At 58.7% G+C, this 13,636-nt stretch carries 12 protein-coding genes; 5 read left to right on the top strand and 7 right to left on the bottom strand.

Annotated features, from left to right (window positions below; translation table 11 throughout):
- Nucleotides 1-176 precede the first annotated feature (176 nt).
- Nucleotides 177-1,049 carry an FAD:protein FMN transferase gene (locus ACZYTD_RS06780; RefSeq protein WP_463890559.1) on the top strand — a complete coding sequence of 291 codons (873 nt, stop codon included), beginning with the start codon at nt 177-179 and terminating at the stop codon, nt 1,047-1,049.
- Nucleotides 1,050-1,100: 51 nt separating this feature from the next.
- On the opposite strand, the gene ACZYTD_RS06785 is transcribed toward ACZYTD_RS06780, so the two are convergent.
- Entirely contained in the window at nt 1,101-1,580 is a 480-nt protein-coding gene (locus ACZYTD_RS06785) for a YbaY family lipoprotein (RefSeq protein WP_463890561.1), read from the bottom strand.
- 197 nt (nt 1,581-1,777) lie between these two features.
- On the opposite strand from ACZYTD_RS06785, the gene ACZYTD_RS06790 reads away from it, so the two are divergent.
- The 4 genes from ACZYTD_RS06790 (at nt 1,778) to ACZYTD_RS06805 (ending at nt 9,940) form a co-directional block, all read left to right on the top strand.
- A complete protein-coding gene (locus tag ACZYTD_RS06790; RefSeq protein ID WP_463890563.1) occupies nt 1,778-2,698 on the top strand; it encodes a diguanylate cyclase in 921 nt (306 codons plus the stop codon).
- A gap of 21 nt (nt 2,699-2,719) precedes the next feature.
- A complete protein-coding gene (locus ACZYTD_RS06795) occupies nt 2,720-7,084 on the top strand; it encodes a PAS domain S-box protein (RefSeq protein WP_463890565.1) in 4,365 nt (1,454 codons plus the stop codon).
- Nucleotides 7,085-7,376: 292 nt separating this feature from the next.
- Nucleotides 7,377-9,551: a methyl-accepting chemotaxis protein gene (locus tag ACZYTD_RS06800; protein WP_463890567.1), complete on the top strand. Its 2,175-nt coding sequence runs from the start codon at nt 7,377-7,379 to the stop codon at nt 9,549-9,551.
- A gap of 170 nt (nt 9,552-9,721) precedes the next feature.
- Entirely contained in the window at nt 9,722-9,940 is a 219-nt protein-coding gene (locus ACZYTD_RS06805) for a hypothetical protein (protein WP_463890921.1), read from the top strand.
- Nucleotides 9,941-9,951: 11 nt separating this feature from the next.
- On the opposite strand, the gene modD is transcribed toward ACZYTD_RS06805, so the two are convergent.
- From modD to ACZYTD_RS06835, 6 genes are all read right to left on the bottom strand, one after another.
- Nucleotides 9,952-10,782, bottom strand: coding sequence for a ModD protein (gene modD / locus ACZYTD_RS06810; protein WP_463890569.1), 831 nt, complete (start codon nt 10,780-10,782; stop codon nt 9,952-9,954).
- Between the two features lie 70 nt (nt 10,783-10,852).
- The gene (locus tag ACZYTD_RS06815) at nt 10,853-11,188 is read right to left on the bottom strand and encodes a rhodanese-like domain-containing protein (protein WP_463890570.1); all 336 of its coding nucleotides are present in this window, start codon (nt 11,186-11,188) and stop codon (nt 10,853-10,855) included.
- A gap of 69 nt (nt 11,189-11,257) precedes the next feature.
- Nucleotides 11,258-12,121 carry an MBL fold metallo-hydrolase gene (locus tag ACZYTD_RS06820; RefSeq protein WP_463890572.1) on the bottom strand — a complete coding sequence of 288 codons (864 nt, stop codon included), beginning with the start codon at nt 12,119-12,121 and terminating at the stop codon, nt 11,258-11,260.
- A complete protein-coding gene (locus ACZYTD_RS06825) occupies nt 12,111-12,548 on the bottom strand; it encodes a PaaI family thioesterase (RefSeq protein ID WP_463890575.1) in 438 nt (145 codons plus the stop codon). Before ACZYTD_RS06825 ends, ACZYTD_RS06820 begins: the two co-directional genes overlap by 11 nt.
- Nucleotides 12,549-12,723: 175 nt before the next feature.
- Entirely contained in the window at nt 12,724-13,224 is a 501-nt protein-coding gene (locus ACZYTD_RS06830) for a NifB/NifX family molybdenum-iron cluster-binding protein (RefSeq protein WP_463890577.1), read from the bottom strand.
- Complete coding sequence (locus ACZYTD_RS06835) at nt 13,217-13,537, bottom strand: DUF134 domain-containing protein (protein ID WP_463890579.1); 321 nt, start codon at nt 13,535-13,537, stop codon at nt 13,217-13,219. The genes ACZYTD_RS06830 and ACZYTD_RS06835 overlap by 8 nt, the downstream gene beginning before the upstream one ends.
- Nucleotides 13,538-13,636: the final 99 nt, after the last annotated feature.

Raw genomic sequence — 13,636 nt, forward strand, 5'->3', positions numbered from 1 at the left:
CTTGTCAGGGGGAGGAGCAAGCCGCTCCCTCCCCTTTTTTCAAGGGGAGGGTTGGGGTGGGGTTTAGCTAAACATGAATAAAATAATCAATAAAATCAATGCATTATATCTAATTGAAATTATTGGTTATTTTGTATCTATTTTATTGGTATTTCATAACCACAGGAGTGGGTGCTATGGCCATCCATATCGTTAATTTTCAAGCCATGACCACGCCCTGTCAGTTGCAGTTGGAGTGTGGAAACGAGCGTAAGGCGCAACGGTTAGCCCAACGCATTGAGGCGGAAACCCGGCGACTGGAGCAAAAATATAACTTCTATCAGGAGAACTCCTGGCTTAATCGCAAACTCAATCGCCGCCCCCAGCCAAGTGTCACCCTGGACAGGGAGACGGCACAGGTGCTGCGCCAGGTAAGGCGCTGGAGCGAGGCGTGTCAGGGGGTATTCGATATCACCATAGGCACCCTCAAGCAGGCCTATCGCCAGAGCGACAGCGCCAGTCGGGAGGCTGCCATTGCCGCTGCCGAGCAGGCCATCGGGCTGCCCAGCTGGTGGCTGGAGGGGGAACAACTGCACTTTGCCCACCCCCTCACCCGCTTCGATCTGGGTGGCGTCATCAAGGAGTATGCGGTCGACAGGGCCGCAGCCCTGGCCAGAGAGGAGGCCAGTTGCAGCCTCATCAACTTCGGCGGCGATCTCTTCGTCAATGGGCGCAAGGCTGATGGCACTCCCTTTCGGGTCGGGCTACGCCACCCTCATCAGAAACAGCAGAATATCGCCGTGCTGGCGCTCGAAGATCAGGCCCTCACCACCTCGGCCAACTATGAACGAACCCTGAAGGTGGGAGAGGAAGAGCGCTCTCATATCATAGGCTCGCGCCTGGAGGGGGAGATCCTCTCGGCCACCGTCATCAGCGACAGCGCCCTGCAAAGCGGCATCTTCAGCACGGCGCTGATGATCAATCCCGCCCTGCCACTGCCCACCGATCTCAAGGTGGTACTCATCGATCGGCAGCTAAGAGTGCACCAGAACCTGTTGGCGGAAAAATAAAAAGCGGGCAGAGTCACTCATGCCCGCCATGGGGAGAAGAGAAGACCAGGATTAGTGGGCGACGGGATCAACCCGCACCTGGAGCTGATCCTGGGGCGCCCCTCCGGTCAACACGGCGTAGCGCTGGGTGTTGATGAAGAGCAGCTGCGCCCCCTGGAGTACACGGGCCTGTACCGCATAACTATGCTGCGGCACTATCTGGCTCGGATCATAGCTCAGGGTAAAGGCGATGGGGATCTGGCCCGCCGGAGCGAGGCGTTGCGTCGCCAGCACCTTGGCGGGGGCATCAGCCAGGGAGACATCCAGCAACTTCACCTCCAGCACCGCATCGGGCGGTAGGGCCATGCGCTGCAGATAGCTCACCTGGCCCGTCAGCTGGGCCTGGCCCTGTGGCTGCACTTGCACGTTCGCCTGCACTTGGACCTGAACTGATTTTGCCGCCTCAGCCTTGCCCGGCGTCTCTTGCACCTTGCCGCACCCGGCGACCAGGAATACCCCACACATCCAGCCCATCCACTGTCGTCTGCTCATTACTACCCCCTGTCTGAATTCAAAAAGTGACCTCTTACTGGCTATCCAGCTTACGCGAACTAGGCTCAACCGGGATACAACCAGAGAGATCTAGATACAGAACAAGTTGCGCCCCCCATAGATCCCGGCGGAACGACTCGCAACTCCCCCCGACATCGCCTATAGATAAAGGAGTGCCGTATACGAGGAGTCCAAACGTGCCCCCAGCCATAGCCCCTCGCATCCTGTTGGTGGATGACAGCCCCACCAACCTCAAATTTCTCGGCAACATGCTGCGCGGCATGGGTGATCTGTTCGTCGCCACCAATGGGGATATGGCGCTGCAAATGGCTCACGACAAGCTACCCGATCTGATACTGCTGGATGTGGAGATGCCGGGAAAAAATGGCTACGAGGTCTGCCTGGCGCTGAAAAATGATCCCCTGTTGTGCGATTCGGCGGTCATCTTCGTCACCTCCCACCAGAGCATGGAGCACGAGATCCGCGCCCTGGAGGCGGGAGCCGTGGACTTCATATCCAAGCCGCTCAACCCGCCGGTCGTTCGCGCCCGGGTAACCACCCACCTGACCCTGAAACAGCAGACCGACAAGCTCAGGCGCATGGCCAATATTGACGGCATGACAGGCGTCTTCAACCGCCGGGCCTTCGACGGCATGCTGGCGGTAGAGTTTCGCCGCCACCAAAGGGCGACCAGCTCCCTGGCCCTGGCCATGCTGGATGTGGATCACTTCAAGCACTTCAACGACTGCTATGGCCATCTGGCCGGTGATGACTGCCTGCGCACCATAGCCAATACCGCCGTGGCCGCCACCCGCCGACCGGCGGAGACCGTCTGTCGTTATGGTGGCGAAGAGTTCGCCATCATATTGCCCAACACCAACCTGGAGGACGCCCTGCGTTACGGCCAGTGGCTGAACCAACAGATCCGGGAGTTGGCCATTCCCCACCGCGGCGCGGTGGGGCGCGAAATCGTCAGCATCAGCATAGGGGTCACAGCCTGCATCCCCTCGGCCGAGAGCTCCCCCCTGCAACTCATAGCCGAGGCAGATCAAGCGCTCTATGCCGCCAAGGCCCAGGGGCGAGACCGAGTCATCGCCTTTTCCGCCGTTGAAGGTTAAGAGCCGGTCAGGAGATCCCCAATGATGAAGTGCCCGCACCTTTCGTTACCTCGCTGGGCTCTCTGGGTGATTGGAGGCCTGCTGCTGGTCTACCTGGGCGTTCAACTCTCCCCAGTGGATTCTCATGGCACCTTTGTCTGGTTAGCCAATGGCGCGGCGCTCAGCCTGCTACTGAGCTTGTGGCTCCTTGAGGTGCGCAGCAAGAATAGCGCGGTGGCGGCCAGTGAGCAGCGCCTGCGCCGCATCCTGGATCTGGCGGCGACCGGTTTTGCCCTCTGCACCCCTCAAGGCAACCTGACCGAGGTCAACCCCTATCTCTGCCGTAAGCTGGGTTATAGTCGTGAAGAGCTGCTGGGCATGAACATCAAGGCGCTGACTCATGCCGATGACTGGGGGCTGGCGACTACGCAATTAGAGGCCTTGCGCCGTGGCACCTTGAGCCACTACAGCACAGAGCGCCGCTATCTCAGCAAGGATGGTCACACTCTGCTCTGCGCCCTCAATGTCTCACTACTTCATCATGGCCCCCATGCCGAAGATGAACTCATCATCCATGTGGATGATATCTCTGAGCAGCGCGCCGATGAGTTGCAGATCCGCCAGCTCAACGAGCGCCTACAGTTGGCCACCCGTGCCAACCGCATGGGGATCTGGGACTTCAATCTGCAAGAGGACGCCCTGATCTGGGATGAGCAGATGTATCAGCTGTTCCAACTCCCGGAGGGGGAGCGCCAACACAACTACCAGATGTGGCGCCGCTGCGTACACCCGGATGACCTGGCCCCCACCGAGCTGAAACTGCACCAGGCCATCCAGCAGTGCCAGGAGTTTGAGGCCGAATTTCGCATCCTCTGGCCCGATGGCTCGGTGCGCCATATCCAGGCGGCGGCCATGCCCATGCTCAGCGAGACCGGCAAGACCCTGCGCATGGTGGGCATGAACTGGGACATCACCGCCAGCAGGCTGGCCGAATCCCAACTCAAGGCCAGCGAGCGTCGACTGCAACTGGCCCTGGAGAGCGCTAACGCTGGCGCCTGGGAGTGGCAATCGACCAGTAATAGCCAGTGGTGGAGTGCCGAGCTCTATCGGCTGATCGGTTATCAACCGGAGGAGTTAAACGCCAGCTACGAGAACTGGCTCAGCCTGGTTTATGAGGAGGATAAGCCACAACTGGAGCAACTCGTCCAACGCATGTTTCGGGAAAAACAGGGTTACAACCACTGCTATCGGGTTCGCTGCCGGGATCAGCGGCTTATCTGGATTGACGACAGAGTCCTGGTGGAGCTGGATGGGCAGGGCCAGATCCAGCGTCTGCTGGGTGTCAGTCAGGATGTGACCCCGCAAAAGCAGGTGGAGCGCGCCTTGCGCGAAAGCCAGGCCAGGCTGCAGGCCATACTGGACTCGGCGGTGGATGCCATCATCACCATCAATCAACGAGGTCTTATCGAATCCTTCAACCCGGCCGCCGAGCGGATGTTTGGCTATCGGCAAGCCGAGGTGGCGGGGAAAAACGTCAAGCTGCTGATGCCAGAGCCACACCGTAGCCAGCATGATGACTACCTGAGTCACTACGCCAAAACCGGTGAAAGGAAGATCATCGGCATAGGCCGGGAGGTGAACGGGCAACACAAGAGCGGCTTTACCATTCCCCTGGAGCTGAGCGTTAGTGAAGTCCACTTCGAAGGCGGTCACTTCTATACCGGCTTCTTGCACGACATCAGCGAACGCAAGCGCAGCGAGCAGAACCTGTTGGCGGTACAGGAGCAGTTGCAGGGAGTGATCAATGCCGCCAGCGAGATCGCCATCATAGCCACTGACACCCATGGCACCATTCGTCTCTTCAACTCGGGAGCCGAGCGTATGCTGGGATATAGCGCCGCCGAGATGATTGACCAGCAAAGTCCCGCCATCCTCCACCTGCAGGAGGAGGTCATAGCCCACGCTCAAGAGCTGAGTCAGGAGCTGGGTTACCCGGTCAGCGACTTTGATGTCTTCATCAGTCGCGCCCGCCAAGGCAGTTATGAGGTGCGGGAGTGGACCTATATTCATAAATCGGGCCATCACCTGACTGTGCTGCTGGCGGTGACCGCCATCAAGGATGCCCAGGGCCAGATCACGGGCTATCTGGGTATCGCCAAGGAGATCAGCGAGCTCAAGCAGATCCAGCGCGACCTGGCTCTGGCACGGGATGAAGCCGAGCGCGCCAGCCGCGCCAAGAGTGCGTTCCTGGCTAACATGAGCCACGAGATCCGCACCCCCCTCAATGCGGTGCTGGGGATAGCCCATCTGCTCGGCGACACGCCGCTGATGCCGCAACAACAAAAATACCTGCAGATGATTGCCCAATCGGGGCGCTCACTGCTCGGGATACTCAACGACATACTCGACTTCTCCAAGATTGAAGCGGGCCGCCTGGAGCTAACCCATGCCCCACTTGATCTCAACGAAGTCATGGATGGCCTGGCCAGTATCATGTCAGTCAATGCCGCCGAAAAATCCCTGGAGCTCACCATCGCCATAGAGCCGCAAGTGCCACGACAGCTGATCGGCGACAACTTGCGTCTGCAACAGATCCTCATCAATCTGGCGGGCAATGCCATCAAGTTTACCCCCCAGGGTGAGGTCACGCTGCGCGTAACACTGGAGCGGCAACTGGCCCAGCAAGTCTGGATCACCTTCAGCGTCCAGGACACGGGCATAGGCATAGAGCCCGAGCAGCAGGCCAGGTTATTTGCCCCCTTCACCCAAGCCGATGCCTCCACCACCCGGCGCTTCGGTGGTACCGGTCTGGGTCTGGCCATCTGCAAACGCCTGGTCGATATGATGGGTGGCACCCTGGGCGTCCAGAGTGAACTGGGTCGGGGAAGCTGCTTCTGGTTCACCCTGCCCTTGCAACTGGCCCCCCAGCAGCTAGAGGCTTACAGCGGCAGTCCAGAACTACAGGGGTTGCGCCTGCTACTGGTGGATGAGGGGCAAAACAGTCGCACCTCGCTGCAACAGGCCGCGGCCACGTTGGGCTGGTCGTTGCAAAGCGAGGAGAGTCTGCCCCAATTCACCCCGGAGTTGGGCCAGGATCGGGATCTGCTGCTGGTCAGTTGGCCCTGCAGCCAACGGGATCTCCCCCTGTTGCTCGCCACCCTGGCCCAGCAGGTGCCCGCATCTCTGCCCATAGTCTTGGTCACCTCCCTCTTCTACCGGGAGCAAGTGCTGGCGCAACCCCATGCCGAGCGGCTGGACAGCATACTGCTCAAGCCCGTCACCAGCTCCAGCCTCTACAATGCGGTCATCGAAGCCAAGAGCCATATCAGCGGCGGCCCCACTAAACTGCTGGCCAGCCTGCCGCAGCTGGCGGCCCAGGATAAACCGCTGCTAGGCGTCCATCTGCTGCTGGTGGAGGATAACGAGCTCAATCAGTTGGTCGCCCGCCATATACTGGAGCAGGCTGGCGCCACCCTGGATGCGGTGGAGAATGGAGAACTGGCGGTCGAGCGTCTGCAAAGCAACGCCAGCCACTACGATCTGGTGCTGATGGATGTGCAGATGCCGGTGATGGATGGCTACACTGCCACCCGCATTCTGCGCCATCAACTCCACCTGACCCTGCCCGTGCTGGCGATCACCGCGGGTGTGATGAGTTCGGAGCGCCAGCAGTGCCTGGACTCCGGCATGAATGATGTGATCGCCAAACCCCTGGAGGTTCAGCGCCTGTTGCAAAGCATACTGGCGCACCTGCCCGCCGATCGTCACCCCACTCAGGTACGGCTGGTCAAGCCAGCAGAAGTCCCTGTGCTGTTGGAGGATCACTTCGAGCCTGAACGGATCATCCAGCAATTGGGGGGGGATGAACTGCTACTGGCCCACCTCATCGAGCCCTTCTTGCAAGAGACCGAAGCGCTGCTGAGTCGACTGAACCGCCTGCTCAACCAGGGCGAGCGCGACGATGCTGCACGGCTATTGCATACCCTGAAGGGCCATGCCGCCACCTTCGGCGCCCAGCTACTGGCAGCGGAGACCAAGCGGTTGGAGCTCGCAGTGCGCCAGCAAGACCACACCCTGTTTGCCGAGGCGCAACCCGCCTTCGCTGCTCGGCTGCAACGGCTGCGGGAGGATATGTTGCTTTGGCTTGCGGCCCAGCGACAGCCCCCCCCCATTCTGCCGCAAACCGAGATCGCCCTGCGCTGTGCGATACAAACCCCCAAACAGTTGCAACAACTCAAGCGCCTGCTACATGAGCAAAACTTTGCGGCCGAAGAGCTGTTCGAACAGCTAAGACCCGAACTTATCCACCTATTCCGCGCTGAGCGCCTCAAACAGATCGGTAGTGCCATCGAAAGTTTTGATTTTGCGGCCGCCCTGCTACTGCTGGAGTTGGATCAGCCTCAGTGACCCGCGGCACCTCTAGCGACCGCAATGGGAAGAGACCCTAAGGAGGGAACGACGAGGATCCAGCCAATAGCACCCAGAAACTCGCCAACCCCCGCCATTCCCTGGCGGTCTACAACAAGATTGCCGGCGGGGGCAAGTTCCGATAACACGGTTCATCTCTGATATCAGGCTTACTCAAAGGGCTTATCACAAATACGCCACACTCAACTGCGGAATATGACCTATACATTAATAAGCTCGAGCCTTCTCTTCTTTTTACCTACCGCTAAAGAGTGCCCAAGAGGGAATAACCATGAATTTTAAATCAATAAAATCAAAAATAGCCTTCCCTGCGGGTATTGGACTACTGATTACGGCAGCCATTCTGGTCGGTTATAGCATCTCTTCCACTACCGCGAATAATCACCTCATCAACCAAACGGTATCGACTCTGGTTGAGCGTATCACGCTGGAAAAGATGCAGAGCGTGGCCTCCGAGTATGCCCTGTCGATTAGTCGCCGACTGGAGAAGGGGATGCAAGCCGCCCAGACGCTGGCGAATACAGCCGCCGCCACTCATGCCGCAGATGCTAGCCAGAGTGCCGCCATCCTGGATCGCAGCGTCTTCAATAATATGTTAAGCGAAGTGCTGAAGAGCAACGCAGACCTTAATGGCACCTACAGCTGTTGGGAACCCAATCTCTTTGACAACAGTGATGACAAAAACCTGAATGGAGATAATGGTAATAATGGCCAGACCGGCCGTTTTACCCCCTACTGGATCCGGGATAATAACAACAACTTAAAGGTGCAATCCCTGGTGGAATATGACTCTACCGAGGCGCATCCCAACGGCATCATCAAAGGCGCCTGGTATCAGAATCCACAAAAAAGCCATCGCCAGACCGTGACCGCCCCCCTGCCCTATGTGGTCCAGGGTAAAGATGTCTGGCTGGCAACTCTCTCAGTCCCGGTGATCGTCAATGAGCGCTTCTTAGGCGTGACCGGGGCCGATTACAATCTGGACTTTGTGCAAAAAATCAGTGAACAGGTGGCCAAGGCCATCTACCCGGATAAAGCCGATGTTTCGATCATCACGGCCGATAATCTGGTGATTGCCGCCAGCAAGCACCCTGAGGCCATTGGCAAATCTCTTGATGCTCTCTATAGCCAAGAGGCCGATAAAATCCGTGAACTGATGCGCCGTGGTGAGAAAGCTATCTATACCGATGAGGCGACCGGCCTGCTACATGTGTTGGCGCCGATCACCTTGGGCGACAGTAATACCCGCTGGGGGATACTGATCCGGCTGGACAAGGATCTGGTGCTGGGTGATGTCAACGCCATGTCACACCAAATAGCCGACAGCAATGCCAAAAATACCTACTGGCAGATCCTCATAGGCTTGTTGGTCACGGTCGTGGCCATAGGGGCCATGTTTCTCGTCGCCCGCAGTCTGGCTCGTCCTATCCTGGCGGCTGTCGATATGGCCAAGACCATTGCCCAGGGCCAATTCGACAAGCGCTTGCGCTACCAAAGTGCAGACGAAATAGGTCAGCTTTCCAGCGCACTCGATGGCATGGCCGATACCTTGCACGCCCATGTCATGGTGGCGGACAAGATCTCGCAAGGTGATCTGAACCAGAGCGTGAAGATGGCTTCAGAGCAAGATCAGCTGGGGCGCGCCCTCGGTCAAATGATCCTCGACTTGAACAACCTGGTAGGGCAGATCCGGCAGCGTTCCGAGCACATAGGTGACAATGCGGATAAGGTCTCGGCCATGAGCCATGATTTGGCCAGTGGCGCCACCGAATCGGCGGCATCCGTGACCGAGGTAAGCGCCACTGTGACGCAGATTGCCGCCCAGATCCGGCAGAGTGCCAACCACGCCGATCAGGCGAGCCTGCTTTCCAAGCAATCGGCGCAAGATGCCGAGAATGGCAATAGTCTGATGGTAGAGTTACAGGGCGCCATGCAGGAAATCGAAGCCTCCGGCATTGATATACACAACATCATCAATACCATAGAGGCGATCGCATCACAGACTAATCTATTGGCACTTAACGCCGCGATCGAAGCCGCGCGCGCCGGTGAGCAAGGTCGGGGGTTTGCCGTCGTCGCCGATGAGGTGCGCAAGTTGGCAGGACGCAGCGGCGAGGCCGTCAAACAGATCGCCTCCCTGATCGATATTTCGGCCCAGCGGACACAAAAGGGCATCCAGTTATCGAAAAAGACGGCGGAGGTACTCTCCGGCATTGTGCACCATACCGATGAAGTCGCTGGCTTGGTGCATGAAATTGCCCAGGCGGCCAGTGAACAATCCTCTGGCGCCGATCAGGTCAGCATGGGGATCCATCAGATTGACGAGGTCACTCACCAAACCAGCCAGACCTCGGAAAATTGTGCTGCAGCGGCGCGCGACCTGGCCGAGCTCTCCATTCAGCTCACCAATTTGCTCGGCCAGTTCAAACTCAAACCGCAGAAATAAAACCTGATGGCGCCCACCTGAGATAAGGCGGGCTTATGGCGTCACCCAAACCGGTCAGTGTTACTGACCGGTTTTCTTTTATCGAACCCTCCACGCCTGCATCACAGAGAGAAGAGTAGCACTACGGATTAGACGAACTGCCCGGCCACCCAGCCGGAACTCCAGCACCATTGGAAGTTAAAGCCCCCCAGATGGCCGGAGACATCCATTACTTCGTCGAGCGTCTGCAAAGCAACGCCAGCCACTACGATCTGGTGCTGATGGATGTGCAGATGCCGGTGATGGAGGCTACACAGCCACCCGCCTTCGTTGCGCGGCTGCAACGGCTGCGGGAGGATAAAGCTGGGAGCGGCTGCGCTTGGACAAAACAGCGGAGATCTCCCGCCTGATCAACGAGGGGTCACACGGGGTGAAACGTCACCTGCACATCCAACGGCTTAGCATGATAGGGCGCGGAGGTGACCAGCAGGCTGGCTCCGGCTGAAACATAGTCACGGGCATTGGCCAAGGTGACGCCCCCCGCCGCGGCCAAGACCACTGGCAACCCCTGCTCGCGACAATAGTCGGCACAGAGACGCACCTGTTCCGGGGTGAACTTGTCCATCTGCAGCACCTCGGCTCCGGCCTGGGCCCAGCGCTTGGCATCCGCCAGATCGTGCACCTCCACCACCCGCCGCTGCTCCGGTGCCCGCAGCTGCAAGCTGTGTAACAAGGCCTCCGGACTCTGGACCAAAAACTGCCTGTGCTCGGCAAACAGCAAAATGGTTTCGGAGAGCCCGAGTCTATGCATGCCCCCTCCCCCGGCGCGCACCGCCTTCACCGAGAGTGCCTTGGTGAAGGGGGTCTGCTTGCGAGTACAGACCACAGGAACAGGCGCTGCTGCCGCCACCAGGGCTCGGGTAGCACTGGCAATGCCACTGGCCCACTCCAGCAGGATCTGACTCGCCTTCCACAGGGCAAACAGCTCGCCGGTAGGCCCCTGGGCACGCAGTAGCAGCGTGCCGGCCTCGACCTGTTGACCCGAGGCCACCAGCAACTGAGTCTCTACCCCCTTGAGAACAGACAAGCGGGCCACCTCCTCGCTGGCGCACAGCGTCATAGCCTGCCGGGCCGAGAAAACCATCTCCACCTGCTGCCGGGGGTCAAGCAACAGATCTGTAGTCAGATCGCCATAAGGTACATCATCATGCAGTAGCTGCAGCAACTGATCATCGGATAACACGCACTGCATACACTCGCTCCTCATCTCTCAATTTGCCAGAGCGCCATCGACTGACGCGCAGCCGCAGAGCGCCCCCCGGTTACTTACCCGAACCAGGCCGGTAGCTGGCTTGCCACGCCTCGGCCTCCGCCAGGGAGCCCAAGTTTTCTACCTGCGGATAGCCCGCCTGGAGCAGAGCCTCACGAGCCAACCCGGCGCGACGACCCGAACGGCAGTAGAGGCGTACCGGATCGTGTTTACTCCCACCCAACAGTTGCAAACCGCTGACTATCTGCTGATATTCAATATTGAGGGCACCTGACACATGCTCAGTAGCAAACTCCTCCGGCGTACGTACGTCAATGAGCCACTCCTTGGCCTCAAGAGGCAAGGCGCAGAGCACACAAGCCAGCGCTACCCACATTTTGTCTTTCATAATTGCTCCTTACGCTTCCTATCGACACCTGATCATCAACTGGGCCGGCGACCATGCCCAACCCCAAACTCACGCCCCCGAACAGGCATCTCCAACAAGCACATAGCGCGCCCCGACATGGAGTAGTTGCACATCCACCCGAGGTAGCTCGTGTCGCAGCCGCGTCATCACCGCCTTGCCGCTACAATGACCTAACCAGATGAAATCGGGAGAACAGTCACGCAAAAATTGCAGGGTATGGGCCAGACGCGCCTCACCGGCATGCAACAGATGCACCCCGCCAATAATGCCGGCCACCCGCTGAATACCCGTGATACGTTGCAGATGCTGTAGGGTATTGATCAACCCGGCATGGCAACAACCCAACAGTATCACCAAGCCTCGCGGGGTACTGAGCCACAAGGCTTGATCATCTTGCAGTCGGTCCGCCGTTTGGCCCGACTCATCGAGGAAGAAGGGGCCACCCACATCCTCGTAGGGGTCATGCCGCGGGATCTCACCACTGGTTCCCAGATAGGCGGTCAACTTCTCGGGCTCGGTTCGCCACTGCCGCTGAGACTCGGCAAGTGCCGATAGTCTTGCCACCAGCGCCCTGGGCATACCTATGCTACGCACCGGTTTATCTGGGTGATGGCTATAGCGCGGTAACAGCGCATCGGGATGAGCCAGTATGGGGCACTCTCCGCCCTGCGCCCAAAACGCCACCAGCCCGCCACTATGGTCATAATGGCCATGACTCAAGATCACCCGCTGGCAGGCGGCCAGCGGAATGGCCAGTTGTTCGGCATTGTGTTGCAGGGTCTCTCCGCTACCACAATCCAGCAACAGGGCCAGACCCGGCCCCTGCAACCAAAGCGCCAAGCCATGTTCCGGCCTCAGCGGCGCCTTAGCCAGGTTATCGCACAGCACAGTCAGGGTAAGCTTAACGGTCATTGAGTATGGCCCCGCCACTCTCCGCCATAAACTTGGCCGAAGCTCGAGCCAGTTGTTGTGATCCCAATCCGATCCAGGCTTCCAGTTGATAGATAGCGCGACGCTGACTGACCAGACGCGCGCCCAACTGCACCCGCTGTCCCACCCGGATAGGAGCCAAAAATCGTACCGTCAACTCGGCTGTCAACGCCTGGATCCCCTCCATCAAGAGACAGTGGGTCATGGCCGCATCCAGCAGTGTGCTGGTCATGCCGCCGTGTAACACTCCTGTGTAGCCTTGATGGTGCTCAGTCACGAGAAATGACGAGTGAATACTCCCCTCTTCACTCCGGGTAAAGAGCAAGTTCAGCGAACCTGGGTTCTGTGTACGCTCGCCACAGACCATGCAATGGACATGGCTCTGCCGGGCAATGTGATAGCGATTCATGACACCCTTCTTAGCTGATGTGAGGTCCAGAGCATGCCCGTCTGGCGGCACAGTGTCGCGTCTTCTGCTGCTGGCGAGAGAGCGGCCTACTCCCACCATGTAGCGCGCAATGTGTGACCATCAGGCTGTCGCAGGAGAGCCTGATGGTCACATTCGGTTAGCTACGCCTGTCAGCTCAGGAGTGACAACAGCGGCGGCGTCCTGCCCCGGGCTTATGCTCATGACCAGGTGCATGGGTGTGATCGTGCTGACACGGGCCTTGTGCCTCACCCTGAGCTTGGCAACACGATTGGCCAGCAGCCTCCTGACCGCCACAGCCCCCAGACTTCGCCTTGGCCTCATGGTTCAGGGATTGGCGCCCCTGGCTGGCCTCGGTCAACAGCCGCAGTCCCTCGGCACTTGGCGCGGCCAACTCACTCGCCTGACGACGACCACATTCAGTTTGCAGCACGGCGAGTTGGCGAGCCAACAGCTTGCCCAGCATCTGTTCGCCGATATTGCGTACCACAACCCGCTCAGCCCCCTCGGCACTAAGCAACTCCAGCAGACTCTGCTTGCCGGCACAGTTGGCGTTCAAGGAGGGATTGGCATGGCGACTGATCTCCACGCCTTGTTCATTAATAAACAGCAGGGTGTCGGCCTTGGTAAAATGGCTAGCGACACGGTTTTCATTCATGGGAATCGCGGTGATCATTATGGGTAACGCCCTCTTCTTCTTTGTGCATGATGAGTGCCTTGCCCTGAGTCAAACAGTCCACCACCTTAAATCGGGCTGCTTTCAGAACATTGGCCAGGGTCTGCCGGGAAACGCCCATTGCCACCGCCGCTTCCTGCTGCTGCATCCCCAGCAAGTCAACCAGACGTAGCGCTTCAAATTCATCCGCCGCCAGGTGTACCTGCTCCAGCTGGCTCATGGGGCGAGCATTGGGTTTAAAACAGCTATCGGCAGGTCGGCCACAGATGTGGCGCGGTATCTTGGGTCTTGGCATAGCGCCTCCTAATTGGCATATGCCATATATACGCTTGGTTAATGGCATATGCAATATTCAACGGCGAGATCCATTTTCACGCAGCCATAAGCTCAGCGT

Source organism: Pseudaeromonas sp. HNCC25DJ180 (assembly GCF_055413345.1).

Coding starts and splice junctions, on each gene's coding strand:
- ACZYTD_RS06780 (WP_463890559.1), top strand. CDS start 177: ATGGCCATCCATATCGTTAATTTTCAAGCCATGACCACGCCCTGTCAG.
- ACZYTD_RS06785 (WP_463890561.1), bottom strand. CDS start 1,580: ATGAGCAGACGACAGTGGATGGGCTGGATGTGTGGGGTATTCCTGGTC.
- ACZYTD_RS06795 (WP_463890565.1), top strand. CDS start 2,720: ATGATGAAGTGCCCGCACCTTTCGTTACCTCGCTGGGCTCTCTGGGTG.
- ACZYTD_RS06800 (WP_463890567.1), top strand. CDS start 7,377: ATGAATTTTAAATCAATAAAATCAAAAATAGCCTTCCCTGCGGGTATT.
- modD (WP_463890569.1), bottom strand. CDS start 10,782: ATGCAGTGCGTGTTATCCGATGATCAGTTGCTGCAGCTACTGCATGAT.
- ACZYTD_RS06815 (WP_463890570.1), bottom strand. CDS start 11,188: ATGAAAGACAAAATGTGGGTAGCGCTGGCTTGTGTGCTCTGCGCCTTG.
- ACZYTD_RS06820 (WP_463890572.1), bottom strand. CDS start 12,121: ATGACCGTTAAGCTTACCCTGACTGTGCTGTGCGATAACCTGGCTAAG.
- ACZYTD_RS06825 (WP_463890575.1), bottom strand. CDS start 12,548: ATGAATCGCTATCACATTGCCCGGCAGAGCCATGTCCATTGCATGGTC.
- ACZYTD_RS06830 (WP_463890577.1), bottom strand. CDS start 13,224: ATGAATGAAAACCGTGTCGCTAGCCATTTTACCAAGGCCGACACCCTG.
- ACZYTD_RS06835 (WP_463890579.1), bottom strand. CDS start 13,537: ATGCCAAGACCCAAGATACCGCGCCACATCTGTGGCCGACCTGCCGAT.